The sequence below is a fragment of the Nitrosopumilus cobalaminigenes genome, assembly GCF_013407145.1.
Taxonomy (GTDB): Archaea; Thermoproteota; Nitrososphaeria; order Nitrososphaerales; family Nitrosopumilaceae; genus Nitrosopumilus; species Nitrosopumilus cobalaminigenes.
The window spans coordinates 20,403-43,953 of the sequence record NZ_CP026993.1 but is presented as its reverse complement, the minus strand read 5'-3'; the positions used below and the strand labels follow the sequence as shown (position 1 = coordinate 43,953).

Here is a 23,551-nt window from a genome sequence, read left to right as displayed (position 1 = left end):
ATTTTTTCTATTTACAATATGCTTAAATTCTATAAATTAATCTAAATAATGAAATGGCATCGAAAATAATTGTAATTCCAATTATCATAATTATTGCTATAATAATTGGAGTCGGTGCTACTTATTCAAATAATGATGTTGCATTAACAAATGATAGTGAAACATCAGAGATTTTAGAAGATGTTGAAATAGTAGAAGAAGATGTTGTTGATGAGGTATCTGATGAGGGACAAAGTTTCACTTTAGAACTATCAGATTCTGTTAATGCAAAATCCCCATAATTCTATAATTTATGCCATTTTGGAGCTTTTATCAAAGAAAATGATCCACTATATTCATATAATTTTTGTATAAATCATTAACAATGCAACTTCAACTCGCTATAGTAATAGGAGCCATCATCGTTGGTGGCGCTCTTACAGCCAACTTAGCTTTTATGGATAGTTCAGATACAGCTAATTCCATGAAAAGTACAGCAGGAATTATGGGTCACTTGACTCTAACTGCTACAAACGAAGATGGTGAAATTATAGCATACAGACAAACAGATAATGTAGTTATTAATGCAGGAGACGATTGTTTGATTGATGATACCTTTGGAGTAACCTTTAGTGGATGTACAAATCCTGATGGCGCATTCACCACTGTACATATTGGTGATTCTCAATCAGGAAGTCCAACTGAAACCACAACTGCTCTAGGTAACATAGTAACATCAACAGGTGGTACTGTAGGATCTTTTGTTGCTGCAGCTACTGATCAAGGTGCTTCAGTTACAGTTACTGCAGACTTTCTAAACGTCAGTGCATCTATTGATGAAGCCGCTTTAATGAACGGTGCAGCAAACCAAGATGCATTAGCAATTCAAGAATTTGCTGCAATCTCACTCGGTGAAAACGATGATTTGACTATCGAGTGGACTGTTACAATTGACGGAAGTTAAGGAACTACATCCTTCTTTATTTTTATTTTTATTCTACAGGATATTTAATGAGTATATTATAAAATGAAAAAGTTGCAAAGTCATCAAATTATTTCTAAATTTATTTTTATTACATGTATTACAGTCTCTTTAGTTAGTTTTGTTCCAATGATTTTTCCATTTTTAATTATAGAAAGTACTATAGATATTCCTCATGATGATATTGAATTATTTGAATTAGGGAATTCTGGTTTAATGTTAATTATTTCAAACATAGTATTTATTTCATTTTTAATTTTATACAAATTAAAAAAATTACCAATATCAATTTACAAAATAATTGATTTAATTATTAGGAAAGATGTTTCTCAAAAAATATCACTTTTAATAATAACATCATTAATTTTCTTTTATGTTATTTTTTCAATAGATGAACTATCAAGAGAAGAATTTGAACTGGGGGATTATAGTGCAGTAAAATTAGGTTTGGATCAAAATGAATTAACAGATTATTTGTTTAATTCAGAAGGTCTTTCAATATCTACAACAATTAGATTTACTCTTCTGGAATTATCAATTAGTATCTTTGATAATGTACGAGTTCTTCCTTTCATAGCAAGTATAGGATTACTTTTAGTTACTTATGCTATTACGCTGGAATTAACAAAGAAACGAATTTCAGCCATTATTGCTGTAGGCATATTGTTACAAAGTAACTTATTTTTGATTTTTGATACCACAGCTACGTATGAAAATTTCTGGACAGTGTTTTATTTCCTATCATTTTATTTAGTATTTAAAAAAACAATTGGATCCCATTTATCATTTATTCTTTCTATGCTTTCAAAACCATTAGCAATTGTATTTTTACCAATCAATTTATTTGCAATATACAAAAGAGATTCTTCCAAGTTTGATAAAAAAATTCTAATCATATCATATTCAGCACTGATAATTTTAATTTTAATTGCATTTTTGTTAAATTTAATCCCATCAGCTCAAAATTTAGTTTTTGATGAACAAAAATTTGTTTTGGGATTCAATGAACTAAATGGAGCATTAAGGTTTGATGGATTAATTTTGTTATTATTTTTCCCTACATTGATTATTTTGGCAACTAAAAAAGGGATAATAACAAAAAATATCGAAATTCTTTTTGTTGGCATTATTGTCATGTTAATTAGTCAACCAATTTTGTATTATGTAACTGGAATAACAGTAATGCCATACAGATACATTCCATTAGTTGTGTTTATGGCAATAGGGGTTGGAATGATTTTTACAAACTCTAAGAATAATCAAGTAGATTAGAATCAGTATCAAATGAAATCTTCATTTCATTTTTAATTAAAGCGAATTCTTCATCACTAATTGTTATTAATGGAATATTTGCTAAAGCACATCCTGTAGCTACTGTAAGATCTGCTTTTTTACAAATCATTGCAAGAGGAGCGGATTCATTTGATTTTATTGAATAAATTGTGTATGCGCCCACACTACTTCCTACACCTGATGGAAAAACAAGAACAGTATCTTTGAGTGATTTTTGGTACAAGTCATGATTTTGATCACTGATAATTCCAGTCTTTTTATCGACTGTACCTAGAAAGTTGATAGGATTTTCAGATTTTAAAACAATTCCTTCTACTTTACCTGATACTAGAATTTTTTTCATCGTGTCTCATCTTCAACTATTTGTGATAATGATTTTAAATTAACATCTACACCATTAGAATTTTTCAGATAAAATGCACCTTTGATACTATTTGTTGTAACAGCATCAACATTGTCTTTACTAATTAATGGAGACAAGCATGTACAACAGTCAGAAAGAATTTCACATCCTGCACGTTCAAGTTCTGTAGTGTATCCGATTTTTGTTGATTGATCCTTTACAGTTCTTGGCATAAACACCATACATCTTTTCTGAAATGATCTACCCTTTAGTTTCCCTGCAAGATCAGATATTTCATCCAAGCCTAGTTGAGGACTACCAAGCGTGATAATGTCACCTTTTTCTGCTGTATTCAACTCATCGTGAACATTTTGTATCTCTTTTTCATCAAAATCAATTTTTTCACAATCAGAATCCCCTTCTCCAAAGATAAATTTTGCACAAGTTCCAGAAGTGCCCATTCCCCCACACATTGCTTTGGTTTGACGTTTATCCATCTCGTTGAGACCAGAAATATTTACAGATGTATCACCAATTTTCCCTGCAAAAAATCCTAACATTCCATATGTCAATTCATTTGGATTTTTTACTTTCATTCTAATTGTGATATTTGGATTGTCTTCTTTTCTCAATGAAGAGTATGGACTTTTACCAACAATTGCACTTGCAAGTGCACTAAATGCACTTTCTTTGTTTGTTTTTAGATTATCATAAGAATTTGCATGAATTGCTGCATTACTTTCTGCAAAAGCAACTTGTGTTCCATCTTTTGGAATATCAAATATTTCATAAGGAATACATGAAAATGAAGGAATTACCCCCATTGTTTCATATGAATTTCTAATGGATAGTTGTTTTGAAATAAAATTCTCATCTAGTCCATAATTTTTTACATTGTCAATATCGAATCCCATTGGATTCAGAGTTGTTTTTACTTTGACACGTGCATCTTTACTAATACTAGATAGAAATTCTTCTCCAGCATCACCAATGGTGTTATAATTTACACCTGAAAGATGAGCCCATTCGATTGGAACTAGTTTTTCAGCATCAGTTGCCTCACCAGTTGCAACAAGAATTCTATATGCCATTTGCATAATTTCACCTTGTTCACCTTTTAGTGCAGATTCTTCATCTTTAGTTAATTCCAATAGAATGCGTTTGTTATTACAGTTATAATACTTGTACGCAGTTTTTCAATTAGAAATGCAAAAAATTCTTTCTGGAATGACAAAAACAATGGATGCAGTCAAACCACCAAGAATGACTGCATTAAGAGAGTTACATAAGGCTGAAACTGGACCATTTAGTATCTTAATTGGAACTATACTTTCTGCAAGAACAAAAGACGAAGCTACTGCAAAAGCAGTCAAAGAATTATTTTCCAAATACAAAAATCCAAAACAATTAGCTGCTGCAAAAGTTAAAGATGTTGAAAAAATAATAAAATCAATTGGATTCTTTCATGTTAAATCTAAAAGAATAATTGAAGTTGCAAAAATTATTGATAAAAAATACAAAGGTAAAGTTCCAGAAGACTTGGATACTTTGGTACAATTACCTGGAGTTGGAAGAAAAACTGCAAATTGTGTTCTAGTATATGCATTTGAGCAACCAGCAATTCCAGTTGATATTCATGTTCACAGAATTTCAAATAGATTAGGATTAGTTGAAACAAAAAATCCTGAAGAAACAGAACAAGAGTTAATGAAAAAAATCAAAAAGGAATTTTGGATTGACATTAATGATACTTTTGTAATGTATGGTCAGAATATTTGTAAACCAATCTCACCAATGTGTAATGTTTGTCAAATCAAAAAAAGTTGTAAATTTTATAAAACTAAGAACGCTTCTTAGTTAGAAACAATACTCCAACTAAAACTCCAACAGCTGCTGCCATGTAAAATGGATACAATGCAAAGATGTTCTTTGCAGGATCTCCTGAAAGGAATTCTATAATCATAGTTCCAGAACTTATTGCAGGTGGATCAGTAGAACCTTCCATGCCGTGAACTGAATACGAATGAACAGCAAATTCGCCTATATCCAAATTGGTAACTACAATTCTAGCCCCATTGTTTACGGTTAGTCCTGCTCTATCAGTATATGATATGATAGATTTGGCTTCAGGATACCAGCCTCTGTCCAAGTCTTTATGAACAACAATGTAGCCTTCTTTTGGAGTTTGAACTGCAACCCAAAACTTGTTGTCAGGTTTTGGTCCCATTCCAACTTCAATGAATTCATCTTGTGTAGCCTGATCGTATAATCTCAATACAGCATTACCACTTGGATTTGCATATAGTAAATTATTATCAATAGTTACTTGCCAGCTCACTGCATGAACATCATCTAAAATTCTAATTGGTGATTCACGCAATACTGTATTGAATTCATTTGAAGGAATTTCTAATGTATCAATGATTAATGATGGGTTCTTTTCTTCTTGAGCAAACGCTGGAGATACAAAGACTCCTAAAAGTAAAATTATTGCAAAGAGATACTTCACAAGCTAGAGCAAATTTGATTGAATAAAAATCTAATCAACAAATGGTTTTGGATGATCCAAAATTACTTGTGCAACTTCTGGTCTTAGAATGAATTCTGATGGTGCCTGACCATTTTGAATCATTTCTCGTAGTGCAGTTCCACTAATTTGCTCTTTTACATCATTATCATGCGGACAAGCTTTTGGAGTAGTGTATGTAAGGCATTTCCTACAATAGAAGAAAGGTGGGAAGAATACTGGAGAAATATCTAACTCTGGATAGTCATCAAAGATTTTTTGTGCAGCCATTGGATCATAAAACTTTCCAACACCTGCATGATCACGTCCAATGATGATATGTGTACAACCATAGTTTTGTCTCATAATTGCATGATGTATTGCTTCTTTTGGACCAGCATACTTCATTTGAGTATGTAATGTTCCAAGTTGACATCTATTTTCAGGATAGTATAATTTTATCATTGTTTCATAGCATTTCACAATCACTTCATCTACAAAGTCACCAGATTTTTTCTTGCCAATTACTGGATTTACAAATACGCCATCACGGGTTGTAATTGATGTTTTTTGTAACATTTCATGTGCTACATGTGGTGGATTTCTGGTTTGGAAGGCACAAATTGTATTCCATCCGGCTTTTGCAAAAGCTTCACGTGTTTGAAGTGGAGTTAATCTATTTTTTCTAATTTCAGTATCATTTGGTCTTTGAATGTAATCAATTTTTCCGCTAACTAAGAAATCTTTCATTGACATTGTATATGCAACACCTGGATGTGATGAATCAGTAGTTCCATAGACTCCTTGAGCTGCTTTTTCTTTATCAAAAGTAAATGTTTCATCAACATGTAATACTGCAACACCTACGTCATCTGGATTTTTTAATAAAACATCTTTAGCTTCTTTCATTTTAGTTGCAGTTTCTTCATCAACGTCAAGTACAATTGGAATAGTCCAAGCTAAATCATTTGATAATCTTCCACGGGAAACAACACTTTCAAAGTCTGCTTTACCTAGGAATCCCTCCAAAGGACTAAAAATTCCATCTGCTATGTTTTCGACATCATTTGCAACATCTTCACTAATTGTAATTGAGAATAATCCTGAAGGATCTGTTTTGATAATTCTGTTTACGAGTACTCCACCATGTGGTTTGATTGAACTGTTTTCTGACATGTTAAATCCTCTATCAAGGGTCTATATGAAGGCCACACTCTTTGTTGCCTTCTTGTTCCCACCACCATCTTCCTGCACGAATGTCTTCACCAGGTTTTATTGCTCTAGTACATGGTTCACATCCAATACTTGGAAAACCTTTGTCAAGTAGGCTATTGTACGGCAAATTATTTTTTTTAATATATTCTTGAATTTGATCCCAAGTCCAATCAACAATTGGATTAATTTTTAGAATTCCCCCATGACCATGATCAAGTTGAAAGATAGTAACATTTTCTCGATTTTTGGTCTGATCACGTCTTAAACCAGTAATCCAACCATCTAAGGTACTCAACATTTTGTTCATTGGGTGAACTTTACGAATATCACAACATAGTTTTCTATTTTCAATACTATCATAGAATAGATTCATTCCTTTATCCCGAACCATTTCCTCAACTTCTTTAGTATCAGGAAATAAGACTTCGATTGAAATATTGTATTTTTTGCTGACAATATCTATAATGTCATAGGTCTCTTGTGGCAATCGTCCTGTATCTAGAGTAAAAAATCGAAATTCAGGATTAATTTTTAACATAATATCCATTACAACTGCATCTTCAGCACCAAAGCTAGATGCTTTTGCAACTTTTGGGTGAAGATTTTCTGAAACCCATTGTAATGCTTCCTCAGTGGTTTTAATTTTTGAGTTTAGTTCATCTACTTGTTCTTGGGTGAATTTTGTCACAAATAGAGTTAGATTATTTGTTTTATATTGATTACCCGAAGTTTTATCCTAAATTATAAACAAGTATAATTCAAAATAGAAAATATGGATGAAATATCATATGTTGTAGTTTTCCCAACAATATTTTCAAAAAATAAAATCCCACAATTAATTACAAATATCAAAAAAATTCTCAAGACAAAGAATCAAGAATTCGAATCAGTCAAACGTGATGGTGATATAATTTTAGTACATGCAAATGATCCTGTCTTTGCATCATCTGCAATCAATTTACTTTTTGGAATTGAAAAAGTCGCTATTGCAAGATTGATAAAAAATGATTTCCAAAATATTATCTCTGAGATAACATCCATAGGTGGTAATTTACTCTTAAAGGGAGAAAAATTTTTGGTTAGGGTAGAAGGTACTTCAAAAGGATTTGTTACAAAAGATGTAGAAATTGCTGCAACATCAAATATTATAGAAAAGAAATCAAGTTTGGGTGCTCATCCTGGTACAGATGAAGATTTTGACAAATTACTTTACACATATCTTACAAAAAATAATGCATACATCTGTATTTTTTCAGATGAAGGTAAAGGTGGAATACCATATCAAGTACAAAATGAAAAAACTATTTGTGCTGTATATGATGAAATCTCTGCAGTATCTTGTTTTGAGACCATCAAACAAGGTAATGAAACAAAAATAATTGTATGCTATAGACAAAAATCAGAATTAATGAATCTTGCAAAAATAATTAATCAAATAATTCCAAGATTGGTACAAGATAAAGTTGAAATTGAATTTTTACATCTGAAAATTAATCCAAATGGAATTAAAAATTATTTAATTTATGTAAATTCTATTTTAGAGATTTTATTACAATATCCTACAAAACGTGTATCATTAGCGCTATCGCCACTTGTTTTTTCATCTGAATTTATCGATAATTCTGTAAAACAAGTATTTGGAAAAAAGAAAATACCTATTCTTCCATTAGCTGGCGTAGATTCTGCTTTATTTGATGAAGCTAAAGAGATCGGATTGGAAAGAAATATGAAAAAATTGGAAAAAATGGTTACTGTCACATCAAATGAAATTCCTTCATACGCAAAAAAAGAAGTAGAATCTGCCCTTAAAACTAAGAAAAAGATCACAATTCAGATTGGTCCGAACAATGTACATGATATTTTAGATTCTTTAGAGAATCACTGAGAATTTAAACAGCATATTTGGTTTCATATTGTGCTCAAAATAGGAGAATTCATCTACCCATGGGGAAGTGGACATTATTCACGAATGATGAGGCTAAATGAGATTTTGGGGGATCATATCAAAGAAGACTTTGAAGTTCATTTTTCAAGTAAAGATCATGTTTATGAAAAATTATTAAAAAAATTCCCTGATCAAAAAGAGAAAATTCATGAAATTTTGATGCCAACTCCAATTGATGGGAAATTCGGTCCTAGTGTATCAATGTCTTTGATGAATTTGTTACTACCAATATCAAAAAATCCCCCACTAGTTAGACAGATTGCAAATTATCTTAGAGAAGAAAGAAAACTCTACAATAAAGAAAAATTTGATTTGGTAATTAATGATGGTGATATGGGTTCAAACATTCTAGCAAAGAATAGAAACATTCCTAGTTTGTTTGTAACAAATCAATTTAGACCTAAGTTGTATAATTCAAGATCGTATCTTTATCCATCACTAATCTTTGTTGCAAAACAAATTGCAAAAGCATCAAAAATCCTTGTTGCAGATTCTCCACCACCATATACAATGTGTGAATATAATTTGAATTTCATTAAAGAAGTACAAGAAAAAATAACTTATGTTGGGCATTTTACAAATAGTAAAGAAATCAAAAGAGAAAATGAATCAGTCCTTGAAAAATTAGTAAAAGGTAATGAATTTGGATATTGGATGCGAACAGGAAACAAATCAACCAACGATGGTACAGGTCAAAGATACGAAGAAGTATTTCATCAAGATGAAATGAAAAATGAAAAAAGAATCATTTCCCATGCAAGAAATAATCCTGAAATAGATTCAGTAATTGGAAAAGATGGAAAAAATTATTCAATTAAAGATGCTTTTGAGAAAAATATTGATTGGATTCAAATTGATATTGGTTTTCTCTCTGAACAAGAAAAAGATACAATTTTGAATTTATGCAAATATGCAGTTGTAAATGGATCTCATACAGTCATGGGAGAAATTATGGGTGGAAAATCAAAGCCAATAATCGGAATTCCAATTTATGATGAGCATACAAACAACATCAGATGGGCAGAAGAAAAGAGCCTGGGAGTATTAGCGATTAAAACTAATCAAGTGACTCAAGGTATATCCAAAATTAAGGAAAATTATGAAGAATTTCAGGATAGTTTGAAAGAATTCTCAAAGAACTTTGTTCCTAATGGAGCAGAAAATTCAGCAAAAATTGCTGCTCAAACTATAGAAGAAAAGAGATAATACATTATTTTGATGATTTTGTTCGTCTGGCACGCGGGATTTCGATGGGCGAACGGACCGAAAGGGATGATGAAAAAATCCGCGTGTCGGGCAACATCGATCAGTTCAGATTGTGGGAACGCTTTTATGGAAAAAATTAAGCCAAATCATCAGTGCCTAACTGTCCTGAATGTACATCACGAGCAAAAAAGAAGATAGAAGCAAAATACATAGAAGATTTTCCTGAAGAAGAGGACAGAAGTAGAGACGCTTTATTCAAATTATTTGATGAAATTGACATTCCAATGAAAATGGATGAGAAGAATAGAAGACATTTCATTTGTAAACGATGTGGCTTGTATGCTACAAGAGAAGAAGTATCAGATATCAGATTCAAGTTAAATCAAAAAGAAAGAACACGTGATGATAAACACGATGACTATCTTGAATGGTGGTCAAAAAGTAAAAAAGAAAAAGCAGAAACTGCAGAGTAGATTTACCATGGTAAAAAAGAAAGAAGATGAAATTCCTGAATGGGTTACGGACGAAATTCAAAATGCTAAATTTAAGAAACCTGAAGAGCTAAAGAAACAAGGATACATTTTAGAATTCTATTATGAAGATAACAAGCTTGATGCCCAGTTGTATGATGCAGTAGAGGATGGACGACATATAGTAACTATGGATGTTGCAAAAGATATCAAAATGGATGATTTACTAAAAGGTGAAGTTTACGAATTTGTGTTCGATCAACATAAAGCTCCATTGAGTAAAAAAGTATCAGAGTTTCTTGAAAAAGAAAAAGAAATTGATATGAAAGCAATTTATCAATTTAATTTAAAATCTTTAGAATTGTTAGATGTAGGCTCAAGTGGTGAATCTGCAGCTGATGATTCAGAAGAAGATTAATCTTTTTTCATAGAATCTAATTGTTTTTTGAAAGCTTTACCCATAATTGGATTGATTAAAAATGGAAATGTGTTTTTGAACCAAACTGCACCTCTAACTACAGATGGAACTATGATTTCCAATCTAGGAGAATTTGCTGCTTTTAGAATTGCTTTTGCAACAGTTTTAGAACTAAGTGAGGTTGGAGAAAATTTTGGCATTTTTTCAAATGATGGATGCTCAAAGAAATTTGTCCTAACCATAATAGGACTAACAACTGTGATTCCAACTCCTGTATTTTTTAATTCATGTTTTAGTCCTTCTGAGAATCCCAACATTGCAAATTTTGATGCGCAGTATGAAGCAATTCCAGGTAAACCAAAACTTGCAGCCACTGATGCTACATTGACAATGTGACCTGATCTTTTTTCAATCATTGTAGGAAGAAAATTTTTGACACAGTAAATCATTCCAAAATAATTTGTCTCCATTTGTGATTCTATATCATCAATGCTCAAATCAGATACAGAGCCATAGATTGCAAAACCGGCATTATTTACTAAAATATCAACTGAATTAAATTTCTCTAAAACTGTTTTTGACATTTCTTTTACTTGATCTTTTTTTGATACATCACATTGACAAGTGAGTGTAGTAACATTGAATTTTTTTAATTCGTTTGCAACTTGTTCAAGCTTTTCTTTAGTTCTTGAAACTAGGACAATGTTTGCTCCTTTTTTTGCAAACTCTATTGCAGATTCTTTGCCAATTCCTGATGATGCGCCTGTTATGAGAACAACTTTATTTTTAAAATCCACAATTAAAAAAAATCAGATTAAGATAAAGTGGTTTCTATGAAGATTGTGATTTTGGAATCCTGCTCAAGGCTAATTTTACCAAAAGTAGCCACGTAATCACAATTGGAACATAGTATGTTGCAATTCTCCAACCAATTACTGCATCCCAGCCTACAACTCCTTCAGTAATTTCAAATGCAAATGGATCTAAATTATTCAAATATGCAATGATTCCAAATTCTGCAAGACCAGATCCTCCTATAGTAATTGGTAAATTCCCAATTGCATTTGCACCCATAACTGCCATAATAGAATCAAATGCAGAAATTGCAAAGTCAGTTCCCATTGCAATAATCATAAATGATATTCCATAAAACGCCCAAGATGCTAACGAAAACAAAAATGAAACGACAAAGATTTTTTTAGATTCAGAAGTTTTTAGGTTTTCTCTACTCATAGTACATACTTCTTCCATCCATGTGTTTGTTTTCTCAATAGCTTTTGTGCCTTTTTCTTTTCCAAATCGTGTTGCAAGATTTCCTAAAACTTTAGGGACTTGGAATGTATGTTTTGAGGAAAGGAAGAACATGACCATCCATAATGAAGTAATTACAATACTGGTAGCTAAAATTACTGTTGCTACAACATATGCACCACTGAGTAATGCAATAATTCCTGCCATAATAGAAAGCAAACCTGCTGCAAATACTTCAGTTACAATATCCATTATTGCAATCCATGCAGATTTTGCAGGTTTTGCACCTTTTTTATGAAGATAGTAAATTACAACAAATTCTGCACCAATAAACATAGGAGTTGTAAATTTGATAAATTCACTACCAACTCGAACTCCTACTAGTTTGAAGAATGAATCAAAATTTCCAAGATATTTTCTTGTAATGTATGCAAATTTGACACCCTGAAGAACCAGTTTAATCATCATGGCAACTATTGCGCCAACAAATGGAAATAATCCAATTGCAAGTATATCTTCAACTTGAATATCAAATTGAATCGCAATTATGAAAATTGGAATTAATGTAATAGGAATGGCAACTATTCTCCAGTTCATTTGATGATTTTTTTGAGGAATCAAATATGAAAGTTGAGTAAATTTTCAGTCAGGAAAAATTTGTGCCTAAAAATAGGCATAGAAATCATAGAGAATCTTGGGGTTTGTCGTGATTTTGGAGTTCTAGTTTAATTTCTTCAAAAAGATTATCCAGCATATCATAATCTGAAAGATTTCTATCTTTGAGTAATTTAACTACCAAGTCTTTCAAATGATCTTCTTTTTCAAATGTAGTTTGGCTCACAAATGGTATACAAATCAATTAGTTAAAGACCAGGTGGAATTTTTCTATCATTTACAATACCATTATGGAAATTTCAGAGATTATAATCTCAAAACCAAGCTAGTTTGAAATATAAGCAAATAAAGAAAATTAGACGGATTGAAAACAATTTTTGTTTCAGGTACTGCAGGTTCAGGAAAATCATTGCTTTCATCAAAGCTTCATGAATATTATACAAAAAACGGGGCATTTGCTGCAGTTTTGAATTTAGATCCAGGTGTAGAAAATTTAGCATATACTTGTGATGTTGATGTTAGAGATTACGTAGATTATGTATCAATAATGCAACAATATGATTTAGGTCCAAATGGTGCTATGGTGATGGCAAATGATTTGATTGCATCAAAAATAGATGAGATTCAAAATGATGTAAACAAAGTAAATCCTGATTATCTTATTGTAGATACACCTGGACAAATTGAATTATTTGCATATCGTTCTAGTGGACGATTCATTATAGAAAATCTGACATCAGAAGAAAAGACAAGCATATTTCTTTTTGATGGTGTTTTAATTAATACACCAGTAAATTTTGTTTCAATTGCATTACTTGCAACATCAATAAGATTACGATTGAATTTACCAACAATCAATGTTCTGACAAAATCAGATCTAATTGGTGACAAATTAAAAGATATTTTACAGTGGTCTACAAATTTGAAAACTTTGGAGAATGCAATTGCTAAAGAAACAGATGGTGATACTTACGCACTAACTACAAATATTTTACGAGGGCTAAATTTAGGGGGATTTGCACAAGGGCTAATTCCAATATCAAATGTGACAGGGGATGGTTTTGTGAATCTAGAAGGTGCAATGAGCAGAATTCTTAATTTGGGTGAGGAGGTAGAAGATTAGATGGTATCAAAAGTTACTGCAAAGGCACCTTCATCAACCGCAAATCTAGGTCCAGGCTTTGATGTGTTTGGGTTGGCAGTAGATGCATTTTATGATACAGTTACACTAACTAAAATAAAAAATGGAATCAAAATAGTTACTGAAGACAACATACCTACAGATCCTGAAAAAAATACAGCAGGATTAGTTGTAAAGAATATGAAAAAGGAATTCAAAATAAAACAAGGAGTGGAAATTAAAATCAAAAAAGGAATTCCTGCAGGATTTGGAATGGGAAGTAGTGCAGCATCAGCTGCTGCAACTGCAGTTGCATTTGATAAATTATTTGGATTAAAACTGGATGGAAATTCTTTGGTAGAATTTGCAGGTTCTGGGGAAAAAGCTAGTGCAGGAACAGTTCATTATGATAATGTTGCAGCTTCTGTTTTAGGTGGTTTTGTTATAGTGAGAACCAACCCCTTGGATGTAATTAGAATTGAACCACCAGCAAATCTCAGGATGTGTGTTGCAGTACCAACTATTGATGTTCCAAAGAAAAAAACCAAAGTATCAAGAGGAGTTATTCCAAAAAACATCAAATTAACTGACAGTATTTTGAATTTATCAAATGCTTCAGCAATAGTAGCAGGATTTATGAAGAAAGATCCTGAATTGATAGGAAATTCAATTAGAGATGTAATTGTTGAACCAGCTAGAAAGCATATGATACCAGGATTTTCTAAAGTTAAAGAAAATGCCATTAAAGCTGGTGCATTAGGAGTTACCATTAGTGGTGCAGGTCCATCAGTCATAGCATTTTCAAAAAGTACATCTGATTTGAAAAAAATTAGTTTGGCCATGTCAAGAGGTTTCGCATCTAAAAATACAAAATGTCAAACAGTAATTTGTAAACCTAGCAAGGGTGCAGCAGATAAGAGAAAATAGAAAATGAAGAAAGCAGTCATTGTTTTTAGTGGAGGGATTGATTCTGTTTGCGCTGTATCTTATTTGAAATCAAAATATGAGTTGTATGGAATTACATTTTCATACGGACAAAAGGCAAATAGCGAGATTGCAGCTGCTAAATCCTTTGCAAAGAAATTAGGATTAAAACAACATAGAATTGTTGATATTGGGTTTATGAAAGAATTGTACGGAAATTCTAACGTTTTAACAAGTTCTAAGAGAAAAATTCCAAGCAAGTTTGAATATTCTATTGTAGTACCAATTAGAAATGCAGTTTTTCTATCAATTGCATCAGCTTGGGCTTTTACATTAAATGCATCACTAGTAGTGTATGGCGCTCATACGGGAGACAGACATTATCCTGATTGCAGACCAGCTTTTGCGAAAAAACTAGAAACTGCATTTAATCAAGGAGAAATTGATGGAATTAAATCAAAGTTGAGAAAAAATATAGAAATTTGGTCTCCATATCGTAAGGGTTTATCAAAAAGTGATTTGTTGAAAGCAGGAATCAAAGTTTTGGGAGATTCCATATTCAAGACATGGAGTTGTTATTCAAACAAAAAATATCATTGTGGAGTTTGTGAATCTTGCAATAATAGAAAAATTGCATTTGAAAAAGCTGGAATTACAGATAAAACAAAATATCTAAAATAATTCTAGTAGCTGTTCTTTAGAATTTTCTTTTTTAGAATTATTCCTCTAATACCAATGTACCAAATTAAAAAGATGAGACCAACAATTCCCATAAAGATATAATTTTGTGTATCTGGTGCAAGTCCTTCAATAGAATCAGTAATTTCTCTAGAAATTAGCATGCCTAATGCAATCACTATAACACATTCAATTGTATACCATATCCAGTTCGGAAATGATTCCTTTGGAATGTGTATGTACGGATTTGCTCCCATGATTGTGATGAAAAATATTGATTATTTAATTTTTCAGTATTGTCTAAAAGGACAAATCTGAGCCACGTTGTCTAATTAGTGACATTATTCCTGCTTTTTCCTCTTTATTTTCATAGATTCCTCGAAATGCAGATGAAGAAAGTTTTGCATCGTTTTTGACACCACGCATTTTCATACAAAGATGTTCAGCATCAGCCAAAACTACAACACCCTTTACTCCTTGAGAATGTAGTTCATCAGCAATATTTTTGGTTAATCGTTCTTGGATTTGAAGTCTTTTTGAATATTTTTCAACTAATCTAACAAGTTTTGAAATACCAAATACTCTACCATTTGGTGAATAAGCAATGTGGATTTTTCCAAAAAATGGTAACATATGGTGTTCACACATTGAATAAAATTGAATATCACGTGCAATAACTACGTCAGAATCTTCTGAGAATTGTACAGATAATTCTGAATCAGAATCATACCCACCAAAGATTTCTTTGTACATATTTGCAATTCTTTCTGGAGTTTCGCGTAAACCTTCACGTGTAGGATCTTCTCCAACTTCTATGATTAATTCTCTAACAAGTTTTTTTACACGTTCTTCATCCATTTTATGATCTCACAGAATTTTTCTAGTATTTGAACCTAAGCAGATTATTAGGCAGGTGCTAATTTTATGGAGCCCCAATGAATTTGTGTAATTGTGGTACTACCTTAACATCAATGTAGTGAGGATATACTAAATCGTATAATTCCAATAACAGATCTAATGATGGTTCTGAAATTCCATATGTAGGCTGAATGATAAATCCATCAATATCATCTTTGGATACAATATTGAAAATTTCTTTTACTAAATTTGCAAATTCATTAGGTTGAGTTTTTGAACTTACTACTACCTTGATGTATGTTGTTTTCTTTGATTTTACAGATGATTCTAGACATTTCATTGTGTGACCGATTAATTTTTCATAGTGTTTTGAATCAACAAAATCTGAATCCTTTGTTTTGAATTCAATTTTAACAATATCGATAAAAGGTAAAACGTGGTTAAATCTATCAATATCAAAACATGATGATTCAAGATATGTTGGAATTTTTTTATCTTGAATATGTTTTGCAAGTAATGCAACTGCTTCGTGTTGAATTAATGGATCACCACCTGTAAAATTGACTTTGTAAGTTTGATTTTTTAAATTAGAATCAATAAGCTGGTTAGCATCATCAATAGAATATTCTGTTCCTGAATCAAGAGGGAGAGATTCTTTTGTATCACAATAAAAACAAGTAAACGGACATCCTGCTAGTCTCACAAAAAGAGTCTTTGTTCCATAAAGAATCCCTTCACCTTCAACTGACGTAAATATTTCAAATAATCTGACTTTCAAGTAATAATCGTAATTTTTTTCATTATTTATTCAATGAGTTTCTAATGCATTACCGGTTCTTTTGTATAGAACAAACCAGAAATGAAAAATATTATACCTAAGATTCCAATAGTACTTCCTACAAGTTCGATTTGATTTTGTAGATCTCCTTCAATTGGAGCCCATAACCATGCCATTAAAGCGCCAACAATTATCATAGGAATTCCTACACCGACTGTAATTGCTTTAGAGGCCATGCTCATTGCTGATTAGAAAATGTATATGAATTTTATGATAATCAATTAGAGAGAATTTTTAATTTCTGCCAATTGCTTTGCTAGATCTCTTAAAAGTTCATTTGCAGTTTCAAATTCTCCATCACTCAAATTTTGTTTGATGTTTTGAAGGGTATCTCTTGCATCAGATATATCCTCAGGATCCACTCCATCTACTTGAGATATTCTAGACAGTGTTTTTTCAACTTGTAAGATTCTAGACTCTAGTCTATCATGTTTGGTAAGATCAAATTGATCCTTTAGGGACATTATTTTTCTAATTTCTTCAATAATTTGTCGTGGATTATCAGTTGATGACAGATTTTCTCTGGCAGACTCTAGTCTTTCAATAATTTCATCTGAAACTCCTTGTTTTTTGGCATTTTCAATTAATCTATCTAGTTGTTCCAAATATTTTTGAGCATATTCTTTAGCTCTTTGAGATTCTTGTTTGGATGCTTTTTCACGAAGTTCTTTGTTGATTTCTACTATGGTTTCTTTAATTTCATGAATAGTATCTATTGCCTGAGCAAATTGATGTTCACTGATTTGTTGTCTTGCTTGTTTGAATGATTCATCTAATTCAGAAAAGTTAATTGATGCATCATGTTTTTTTGCAATTGTTTTGAGGCTCTCTACATAAACTTGTAATCTTTGAAGATCATTTGATGGATCTCTTACAGTATCTCTAACTGAAGCTGATTCTGCTTGAGGTGCTGCATCTGAAACACTATTTGAAGATGTCAGGTGTCTAGAAATTTCTTTGAAAATTTTCATTGCAGAAAGGAAATGCTCCTTTGCTGAACTAACATCATCACTTCTAAGTGATTTTTCTAATGCATCTACTTGTTGAGTTCCTTCTTCAAACAATCTCTTTACTTTATCTGATGAATCAACAGAGATTTGATTATTGATTTGTTCTTGTGCACGTTTAGCAATTTTGAGAAGGATTGCAGGATCTTCTGCAGCAGATACATTACTAGTCATACCTCCAAGGGCCATACTAGCAACTAAAATCAATAAAGCAAAAGTTGTAATGGATTTCATTCCTCTTCCTCCAAATCTTTTTTTAGTTTGACTAAATTTTGCAAGTCCTTTTTAGAGATTTCAATTACTCCTTGTCTTTCAAGGCGTTTTACTGCTCTCCACATAGTAGTTCTAGGTTGTAAGAATTTTTTTCTTAAATCACTTTCTAAAGCTTCTCCACCATTTGCAGAAATAAATTTAATAATTTCTTTATCATCTTCACGCATTTCTGGTCTTAAATTAAAAATAGTTTCAGTGTCACTAGAATCAGTTTTAGTTTGAGACTCTGTAGTAACTTCAGTTTGAATAACTGGTGAAGATTTTGTTTGTTTTCGTTTAATCATAATTACTGCTCCAGCAATTGCTGCTGCAACAGGTGCACCAATTAGAGCATATGTTACGACGTCATTTGTTGGTTGTACTGGTGTAGTTGTTGGTGGTGTAGTTGTTGGTGGTGTAGTTGTTGGTGGTGTAGTTGTTGGTGGTGTAGTTGTTGTACTAAAAATATAATTAATTTCTGATAAACCAGAACTCAAATCGAGTTGTGTCTGATCATTAACCAAATCCATATTTGATGGAAGAGCATCCATTCCAACAATAATAGAATTAGGAGGCATCAATAATGAATAATCAGTTGGAGAGTCTAGGGTAAAAGTCCAAACTCTTCCTTCTTTAGAAATTAAATCATGAATATCGTAATCAATTGTAATAGATGAAGAACCAAAAGTATCAATTGTTGCTGTACCATCAATTATTTCACTAGATAGTAAAAAGCCATTTTCCCCAACTGCAACAAAATTATCAATAGACGGACCAAATAGACTTACTTCAAAATCAGGGTCTAAAGGATCCGCATCTAGTTGAGCAGAAATATGTGCTGAACCATCTGAATAGAGGGTTAGATCAAGCATACGAGTAGAACTGAATGAGGTCTGAAGAGGCATCGTTAATGCAACAACCATTAAGCCAGCAATTATCAAAGGTGCCTTAACCATTGTTTCGAGGATACCCTCAGTCCTTACAAAAAGCATTCCATCTTCTCGAAGAGACTCTTTCCTATGAATTGGTACGATTTCTGGATACATTGGCTCAATACCTTAGATTCATGCTTTCGACTAGTCCCTGAAATCTCTTGAATTCCTGGAAAAACTGAAGTCCTTTTTCAGTTATCAAAAAGACTCTATTTCTGTCGTTTTTGACGGATTCGACTAAGCCTGCTTCTACCAGTTTCTCACATTTGTCTAGTACTGCATAGTGAGATAGGTTGGCTTTGCGAGAGATTGCAGATACAATGACTCCACCACGGCCGCCATCAGCGGTTACGTCTAAGATATCACCCATAATGCCCATTTCGGACCTGTATTGTTGTTTTGACATGCTCTAGTATACAACAATGTAGTTTATGAGGAACATTTTGAAACTTCAAAGCGGAACGCAAAGCGGAACGCCAGTTTCACCAAAAAAAATACCTAATTTTTGATCATTTTCAAAATTTTGGAAGAAAATCATGCGTGAAAATAAATTTCAAAAAACGTCATTTTTCCAAAAAAATCTTCTTTTGAGACATTTTGTAGAAAATGGAGCAATTTTTCTCAATTATTGCTGTTTTTGCTGAAATTTGGTATATAAAGAACAGGACGATTTCTAGCCGTTCCTAATCTATCAATTCAACATTATCTTGTCATGGTAAAATCCCAGATCAGAATTATTGGAGCAATAGTCATCCTCTTGATGCTAGGTGCTTCACCACTATCTGTAAACTACTCATTTGCTGATAATGAGAGTAATCAAGAAGAAAATGGAGAACTTAGAGGAATTCTTACAGAAAAAGTGGTTGATGGAAAGCTAGAAGTCCGTCAATATGCCCTTCCTGAAGAGACCACGGAGGCAGATTTGAAGAGAATTCTATCATTTGAAGGTCAAATGTCATGGGCATACGTAAATTTCAAGACGTATCAATCAGGGATTATTCTATTTGATGGAAAAGCATCAAAAATTGGTGAAAATCTATGGGAAATTTCCATACAAGATGTCTCCAATGAGGATCTAAGCTTCAAAATCGTATTTTCTGGAAAAATTGCAGAAACTGATGAACAAAACGTATTTGCAATTTCATTTATGAATTCGATAATAAAAAATCCTGAGACGGCTCAAAACATCAGATTACTCCAAATTGGAGAATCGGTCATAAATCCAGAAAAATCTATTGGTTCTAACCAAGAATTCAAAAATTCAATTCGGTGAGAAATCACCATTTTTTCTTTAATTGACTAAAAATCATTCACAAGGTCAGCTTTGAGATGCAATGTAACTTTTTATTCCCATTTTGAAAAGTAAATCATAAAATGTTTGATAAATTCAAAGATGAAGGTGGAGAAATGGTAGAAGGAAGAAACGAGAATGTTGAAGAAACTAGCTCTGTAACAGAATCAACCAGTCAAATTGGTATTGGAGAATTAATGGGAAAACGAGCAAAGTTGGAAGAAGCAATAGATTATGTCGGTTTAATGATTAAGAATCTCAAAGAAAAGAGAACATTACTTGAAAAAGATATTGAAGAAGAATCTGTAGATATTAAAAATCTCAAAGAAAAGCTTCAGAAAGTTAGTGAGTATATTGAAGAAGAGAATAGAGGAATTGAAGAACTTGCCAATAAGAGAAAACGAGTAGAGAATGAAGCAGATGAAGTAGGCACAATTATCAATTCTTTAAGAGACAAACTTTCTGGTGTTGATAGAGTTATTGACGACGAAGGTAGCAGGGTTAGAAAAATTAAAGAATCTAGAGATTCCTTAAATGAATAAAATTTTTAATTAAAGAAATTTGTTTGTGGCAGCTTCTTGACTATCAGTAGGAACTGAAGGGAACATTTGACCAGCAGAAGTTTCAGCAACAGCAGCAGCTTCTTTTAAGATACTTTCAGATTCTGCATTTGTGGTTTCATCCATACCAAATGCTGCATCTCCTGAGAAACTTTCTGTCATAAAGCCTCCAAGCATTTCTGCCATTTGACCAATTTCTTGTTCTGCTCCTGGCATAATTTTTCCAAGAGATGATTTGAGATTCTTCATTAATCCCATTGTTGGCATAATTGCTACTACAGTATCTCCAAGATCACTACATGTGGTTAATCTTAATTCGATTTGTTCTAATGCTATTCTAGCACTACTCAAAATTTTTGTAACTTTTCTTACTTCGGCTAGTTCATTGCCAAGAACTTTGGCTGTTTGATTATCATGTTTTTGTGTTGCTTCTACTATTCTTTGGAATAATTTTCCATCACGTTCTTGCAAGTTTGTTAACATTGTATCTAATTTTTTGATTTGTAATTGTAATTTTTTAATGCCTTCCTGTACTCGTGGTTTTAAAGCACCTTTAGGCTTGATTGTATCATTAATTTTTTCAGTAATACCAGGCTTTGGTTGCTGTGACCATTTATTGGATAAACTAGGCATGAGTTTGATTCTAGAATATGTACTTAATTTCCGGTGTAAAGAATGGTTCACAGGACATAAAAAATTACTAACTAAAATTGACTATATCAGGAATCCCTTCCTGAAAAATTAGGATATTAAATCCAATAGAAAGAAAATACAATTAGAAAAAGAATTACCAACTGAATTAGAATTATTTAGAACGAGTCATTAGAATTTATCATTTTGATTATTCCATCACGTTTTTTGTATTCAAGTTGTAAGTTATGTTCTATTCGTTTCATTGTTTCCAAGCTTGTTTCAGGATTTGTAGATTTGGGGTTTTTCAATTCAGAATTTTTATGTTCTTCTAATTTTTTGATTCTTTGCTCATTTACAACTAGCTCTTGCTCTAGTAAATCTAATTGAACTTTACAATTTTCACATGTTGATTCACTCCCTGTTTGAATAACTGAATTGCATCGTTTACAATTAAAACTCATTTACAAATTTTTCTAAGATTATGGACATAAGCGTATTGATATTATGGAATTTACTTTTATAATGGAATTTTATGCTTATTTCAGTGAATAAAAAAATCATAATTGTTCCAATAGTAGTTATTTTAGCGATTGTATTCACAAGTTTTTCATTTGAAGAATCTGCTGAAAAAAAGAACATACAATTTCATGTGACATTGGCAGATCCTGAACTTTACATTAACGGAGAATATACTGAGACATTTACTATAGAAAAAGGAGAATATTTTTTTAGATTTGTTCCAAATGGAAGTAGCCCAAAAATTTTATCAATTACATTAAATGGAAATTCATTTAATTTTTCTGAAGATTTTAAGCGCATAGGTACACCACATCAAACGGGAATTTCAGAATATTATACATGGGATTATGATGGTGAGAAAAATATTATGATCTCTGAAACACAAGAAATTTCGATTATCATTAATCCAAATGGAGAAACATTAGGATCTGTATCTGTAGATATTTTAGAAAATTAAAAAGGCGTAGACCCCTTTGCTACAGAACACTGAGAGATTTCCTCTCTTTGTCAGTCGTTTAACGTCTGATCACCTTTTTCGTTCTGCGGGGTTACGCATATTTAGTCGATAGTAATTATATCTTTCGACATTAATTACTATAGTAACTTTAACTATTTAAAATTTAATATTAAATTTTATAAGAAATTAATATATTTCTTGAAATATTTTATGCCTAATTTTGATTAATGGATCTATAAATTACGAAATTTACTCTAAACATTATTGAAATTATCAGGAAAAATTGCACTAGTTTCAGGTGGAAGTAGAGGTATAGGATTTGCAACTGCAAAAATTTTATCAGAAAATGGAGCTACAGTTGTAATCACTGCAAAAAATAATGAAAGATTAGATAAGGCAGTATTAGAAATTCCAAATGCTATTGGAATTCCAGCTGATATTAGGAATTCAAACGATGTAAAAAATGTCATAAAAGAAATTATTGAAAAATTTGGTAAATTAGATATTCTTGTAAATAATGCAGGGGTTTTTCCACAAATTAAAAAATTACATGAAATTGATGAAGCTGAATGGAATGAAGTACTAGACGTAAATCTTACAGGACAGTTTAGATTTACTAAGGAGGCAATTCCTCATTTACAAAAAACATTTGGTTCAATTATTAACATTTCATCAGATGCAGGACTAAAGGCCTATGAAGGATTTAACGCAGATGCATATTCTGCATCAAAAGCTGCTTTAATCCTCTTAACAAAATGTTGGGCATTAGAATATTCTAAAGATAAGATTAGAGTAAATTGCATTTGTCCTGGAGTAGTTGATACAGATATGACAAAACCATTTTTGAAAACTCAAAAAGATAAAGAATTCATGAATAATGAACATCCACTAGGAAGGATCGGACAACCTGAAGAGATAGGAAAGGCAGTATTGTATTTTGCCTCTGATGATGCATCCTGGACTACAGGTGCAATTCTTACAGTAGATGGAGGAGAATCAATTAAATGAATTCACATGAATTTAATACAACTCCGGAGGAGAGAAAATATGATGAATGATAAAAAATCTAAAGCAAAATTAATCATACTTTTAGGAATTATTTGGATAGTCATCACATTACCACTCCCATGGGTAGTAAACAACCCAGAAGTGTCAGAAACACAATTCAATACAATATTAGCTATCATAGGAGTAATGTCAATTCCATTTATTGTTCTCGGAGTTGCCTGGACACTAAAACCAGAACTAACGACTTAGGT

The 23,551-nt window shown here is 31.9% G+C and carries 33 protein-coding genes; 16 read left to right on the top strand and 17 right to left on the bottom strand.

Features of this window, described 5'->3' with window-relative positions; translation table 11 throughout:
• The first annotated feature begins 53 nt into the window (after window positions 1-53).
• From C5F47_RS00290 to C5F47_RS00280, 3 genes are all read left to right on the top strand, one after another.
• Complete coding sequence (locus tag C5F47_RS00290; protein WP_179360913.1) at window positions 54-281, top strand: hypothetical protein; 228 nt, start codon at window positions 54-56, stop codon at window positions 279-281.
• An 83-nt stretch (window positions 282-364) separates the two neighbouring features.
• Complete coding sequence (locus tag C5F47_RS00285) at window positions 365-943, top strand: hypothetical protein (RefSeq protein WP_179360912.1); 579 nt, start codon at window positions 365-367, stop codon at window positions 941-943.
• Between the two features lie 63 nt (window positions 944-1,006).
• Window positions 1,007-2,233 (top strand): hypothetical protein, encoded by a 1,227-nt coding sequence (locus tag C5F47_RS00280; protein WP_179360910.1) that lies wholly within the window; start codon window positions 1,007-1,009, stop codon window positions 2,231-2,233.
• Here the strand turns inward: C5F47_RS00280 and C5F47_RS00275 are convergent.
• Both C5F47_RS00275 and C5F47_RS00270 read right to left on the bottom strand, forming a co-directional pair.
• Window positions 2,211-2,597, bottom strand: coding sequence for an aconitase X swivel domain-containing protein (locus tag C5F47_RS00275; protein ID WP_179360909.1), 387 nt, complete (start codon window positions 2,595-2,597; stop codon window positions 2,211-2,213). The genes C5F47_RS00280 and C5F47_RS00275 overlap by 23 nt on opposite strands.
• The gene (locus C5F47_RS00270; RefSeq protein ID WP_179360907.1) at window positions 2,594-3,748 is read right to left on the bottom strand and encodes an aconitase X; all 1,155 of its coding nucleotides are present in this window, start codon (window positions 3,746-3,748) and stop codon (window positions 2,594-2,596) included. Before C5F47_RS00270 ends, C5F47_RS00275 begins: the two co-directional genes overlap by 4 nt.
• Window positions 3,749-3,803: 55 nt before the next feature.
• On the opposite strand from C5F47_RS00270, the gene C5F47_RS00265 reads away from it, so the two are divergent.
• Complete coding sequence (locus tag C5F47_RS00265; protein WP_179360906.1) at window positions 3,804-4,454, top strand: endonuclease III domain-containing protein; 651 nt, start codon at window positions 3,804-3,806, stop codon at window positions 4,452-4,454.
• Here the strand turns inward: C5F47_RS00265 and C5F47_RS00260 are convergent.
• The 3 genes from C5F47_RS00260 to C5F47_RS00250 are packed head-to-tail and all read right to left on the bottom strand — an operon-like array spanning window position 4,438 to window position 7,006.
• On the bottom strand, window positions 4,438-5,106 hold the full coding sequence (locus C5F47_RS00260) for a hypothetical protein (protein WP_179360904.1): 669 nt from the start codon (window positions 5,104-5,106) through the stop codon (window positions 4,438-4,440). The two genes, C5F47_RS00265 and C5F47_RS00260, sit on opposite strands and share 17 nt — an antisense overlap.
• A 30-nt stretch (window positions 5,107-5,136) precedes the next feature.
• Complete coding sequence (sat, locus tag C5F47_RS00255; protein WP_179360903.1) at window positions 5,137-6,279, bottom strand: sulfate adenylyltransferase; 1,143 nt, start codon at window positions 6,277-6,279, stop codon at window positions 5,137-5,139.
• A gap of 13 nt (window positions 6,280-6,292) precedes the next feature.
• A complete protein-coding gene (locus tag C5F47_RS00250) occupies window positions 6,293-7,006 on the bottom strand; it encodes a phosphoadenylyl-sulfate reductase (protein WP_179360901.1) in 714 nt (237 codons plus the stop codon).
• An 84-nt stretch (window positions 7,007-7,090) separates the two neighbouring features.
• On the opposite strand from C5F47_RS00250, the gene C5F47_RS00245 reads away from it, so the two are divergent.
• From C5F47_RS00245 to C5F47_RS00230, 4 genes are all read left to right on the top strand, one after another.
• Window positions 7,091-8,203 (top strand): THUMP domain-containing protein, encoded by a 1,113-nt coding sequence (locus tag C5F47_RS00245; protein WP_179360900.1) that lies wholly within the window; start codon window positions 7,091-7,093, stop codon window positions 8,201-8,203.
• A gap of 30 nt (window positions 8,204-8,233) precedes the next feature.
• Window positions 8,234-9,469, top strand: a complete 1,236-nt coding sequence (locus C5F47_RS00240; protein ID WP_179360898.1) for a glycosyltransferase — start codon at window positions 8,234-8,236, stop codon at window positions 9,467-9,469.
• Window positions 9,470-9,621: 152 nt separating this feature from the next.
• The gene (locus C5F47_RS00235) at window positions 9,622-9,942 is read left to right on the top strand and encodes a hypothetical protein (protein WP_179360897.1); all 321 of its coding nucleotides are present in this window, start codon (window positions 9,622-9,624) and stop codon (window positions 9,940-9,942) included.
• Window positions 9,943-9,949: 7 nt separating this feature from the next.
• Window positions 9,950-10,357, top strand: coding sequence for a hypothetical protein (locus C5F47_RS00230; protein WP_179360895.1), 408 nt, complete (start codon window positions 9,950-9,952; stop codon window positions 10,355-10,357).
• Here C5F47_RS00230 and C5F47_RS00225 read toward each other — a convergent pair.
• The 3 genes from C5F47_RS00225 to C5F47_RS00215 all read right to left on the bottom strand — a co-directional run bounded on the left by C5F47_RS00225 (window position 10,354) and on the right by C5F47_RS00215 (window position 12,449).
• Window positions 10,354-11,154: an SDR family NAD(P)-dependent oxidoreductase gene (locus C5F47_RS00225; protein ID WP_179360894.1), complete on the bottom strand. Its 801-nt coding sequence runs from the start codon at window positions 11,152-11,154 to the stop codon at window positions 10,354-10,356. The two genes, C5F47_RS00230 and C5F47_RS00225, sit on opposite strands and share 4 nt — an antisense overlap.
• A gap of 34 nt (window positions 11,155-11,188) precedes the next feature.
• A complete protein-coding gene (locus tag C5F47_RS00220) occupies window positions 11,189-12,205 on the bottom strand; it encodes a lysylphosphatidylglycerol synthase transmembrane domain-containing protein (protein WP_179360892.1) in 1,017 nt (338 codons plus the stop codon).
• 85 nt (window positions 12,206-12,290) lie between these two features.
• On the bottom strand, window positions 12,291-12,449 hold the full coding sequence (locus C5F47_RS00215) for a hypothetical protein (protein WP_179360891.1): 159 nt from the start codon (window positions 12,447-12,449) through the stop codon (window positions 12,291-12,293).
• Window positions 12,450-12,587: 138 nt separating this feature from the next.
• On the opposite strand from C5F47_RS00215, the gene C5F47_RS00210 reads away from it, so the two are divergent.
• The 3 genes from C5F47_RS00210 to C5F47_RS00200 are packed head-to-tail and all read left to right on the top strand — an operon-like array spanning window position 12,588 to window position 14,948.
• A complete protein-coding gene (locus C5F47_RS00210; protein ID WP_179360890.1) occupies window positions 12,588-13,346 on the top strand; it encodes an ATP/GTP-binding protein in 759 nt (252 codons plus the stop codon).
• Window positions 13,347-14,270, top strand: coding sequence for a homoserine kinase (locus tag C5F47_RS00205; RefSeq protein ID WP_179360889.1), 924 nt, complete (start codon window positions 13,347-13,349; stop codon window positions 14,268-14,270).
• A gap of 3 nt (window positions 14,271-14,273) precedes the next feature.
• Entirely contained in the window at window positions 14,274-14,948 is a 675-nt protein-coding gene (locus tag C5F47_RS00200; RefSeq protein WP_179360888.1) for a 7-cyano-7-deazaguanine synthase, read from the top strand.
• Window positions 14,949-14,950: 2 nt separating this feature from the next.
• Here the strand turns inward: C5F47_RS00200 and C5F47_RS00195 are convergent, their stop codons facing one another.
• The 7 genes from C5F47_RS00195 to C5F47_RS00165 all read right to left on the bottom strand — a co-directional run bounded on the left by C5F47_RS00195 (window position 14,951) and on the right by C5F47_RS00165 (window position 19,238).
• A complete protein-coding gene (locus tag C5F47_RS00195) occupies window positions 14,951-15,202 on the bottom strand; it encodes a hypothetical protein (RefSeq protein WP_179360887.1) in 252 nt (83 codons plus the stop codon).
• A 43-nt stretch (window positions 15,203-15,245) separates the two neighbouring features.
• Window positions 15,246-15,803 carry a GTP cyclohydrolase I FolE gene (gene folE / locus C5F47_RS00190; protein WP_179360885.1) on the bottom strand — a complete coding sequence of 186 codons (558 nt, stop codon included), beginning with the start codon at window positions 15,801-15,803 and terminating at the stop codon, window positions 15,246-15,248.
• A gap of 64 nt (window positions 15,804-15,867) precedes the next feature.
• Window positions 15,868-16,581 carry a 7-carboxy-7-deazaguanine synthase QueE gene (locus tag C5F47_RS00185; protein ID WP_179360883.1) on the bottom strand — a complete coding sequence of 238 codons (714 nt, stop codon included), beginning with the start codon at window positions 16,579-16,581 and terminating at the stop codon, window positions 15,868-15,870.
• A 41-nt stretch (window positions 16,582-16,622) separates the two neighbouring features.
• Window positions 16,623-16,817, bottom strand: a complete 195-nt coding sequence (locus C5F47_RS00180; protein ID WP_179360882.1) for a hypothetical protein — start codon at window positions 16,815-16,817, stop codon at window positions 16,623-16,625.
• Window positions 16,818-16,862: 45 nt separating this feature from the next.
• Entirely contained in the window at window positions 16,863-17,882 is a 1,020-nt protein-coding gene (locus tag C5F47_RS00175; RefSeq protein WP_179360880.1) for a hypothetical protein, read from the bottom strand.
• Window positions 17,879-18,946 carry a helix-turn-helix transcriptional regulator gene (locus C5F47_RS00170; RefSeq protein ID WP_179360879.1) on the bottom strand — a complete coding sequence of 356 codons (1,068 nt, stop codon included), beginning with the start codon at window positions 18,944-18,946 and terminating at the stop codon, window positions 17,879-17,881. The genes C5F47_RS00175 and C5F47_RS00170 overlap by 4 nt, the downstream gene beginning before the upstream one ends.
• A gap of 4 nt (window positions 18,947-18,950) precedes the next feature.
• Window positions 18,951-19,238, bottom strand: a complete 288-nt coding sequence (locus C5F47_RS00165; protein ID WP_016940139.1) for a winged helix-turn-helix domain-containing protein — start codon at window positions 19,236-19,238, stop codon at window positions 18,951-18,953.
• A 306-nt stretch (window positions 19,239-19,544) separates the two neighbouring features.
• Here C5F47_RS00165 and C5F47_RS00160 point away from each other — a divergent pair, with 306 nt between their 5' ends.
• Window positions 19,545-20,105 (top strand): hypothetical protein, encoded by a 561-nt coding sequence (locus C5F47_RS00160; protein WP_179360878.1) that lies wholly within the window; start codon window positions 19,545-19,547, stop codon window positions 20,103-20,105.
• A gap of 101 nt (window positions 20,106-20,206) precedes the next feature.
• Window positions 20,207-20,665: a transcriptional regulator gene (locus tag C5F47_RS00155; RefSeq protein WP_179360876.1), complete on the top strand. Its 459-nt coding sequence runs from the start codon at window positions 20,207-20,209 to the stop codon at window positions 20,663-20,665.
• 9 nt (window positions 20,666-20,674) lie between these two features.
• Here C5F47_RS00155 and C5F47_RS00150 read toward each other — a convergent pair whose 3' ends face one another.
• Together C5F47_RS00150 and C5F47_RS00145 are read right to left on the bottom strand one after the other, a co-directional pair.
• Window positions 20,675-21,316, bottom strand: coding sequence for a Snf7 family protein (locus tag C5F47_RS00150; protein ID WP_179360875.1), 642 nt, complete (start codon window positions 21,314-21,316; stop codon window positions 20,675-20,677).
• Window positions 21,317-21,492: 176 nt separating this feature from the next.
• Entirely contained in the window at window positions 21,493-21,777 is a 285-nt protein-coding gene (locus C5F47_RS00145; RefSeq protein ID WP_246271113.1) for a hypothetical protein, read from the bottom strand.
• A gap of 83 nt (window positions 21,778-21,860) precedes the next feature.
• On the opposite strand from C5F47_RS00145, the gene C5F47_RS00140 reads away from it, so the two are divergent.
• From C5F47_RS00140 to C5F47_RS00130, 3 genes are all read left to right on the top strand, one after another.
• The gene (locus C5F47_RS00140; protein ID WP_179360874.1) at window positions 21,861-22,292 is read left to right on the top strand and encodes a hypothetical protein; all 432 of its coding nucleotides are present in this window, start codon (window positions 21,861-21,863) and stop codon (window positions 22,290-22,292) included.
• Between the two features lie 264 nt (window positions 22,293-22,556).
• Window positions 22,557-23,300: an SDR family NAD(P)-dependent oxidoreductase gene (locus tag C5F47_RS00135; RefSeq protein WP_179360873.1), complete on the top strand. Its 744-nt coding sequence runs from the start codon at window positions 22,557-22,559 to the stop codon at window positions 23,298-23,300.
• Window positions 23,301-23,342: 42 nt separating this feature from the next.
• Window positions 23,343-23,549, top strand: coding sequence for a hypothetical protein (locus tag C5F47_RS00130; protein WP_179361726.1), 207 nt, complete (start codon window positions 23,343-23,345; stop codon window positions 23,547-23,549).
• Window positions 23,550-23,551: the final 2 nt, after the last annotated feature.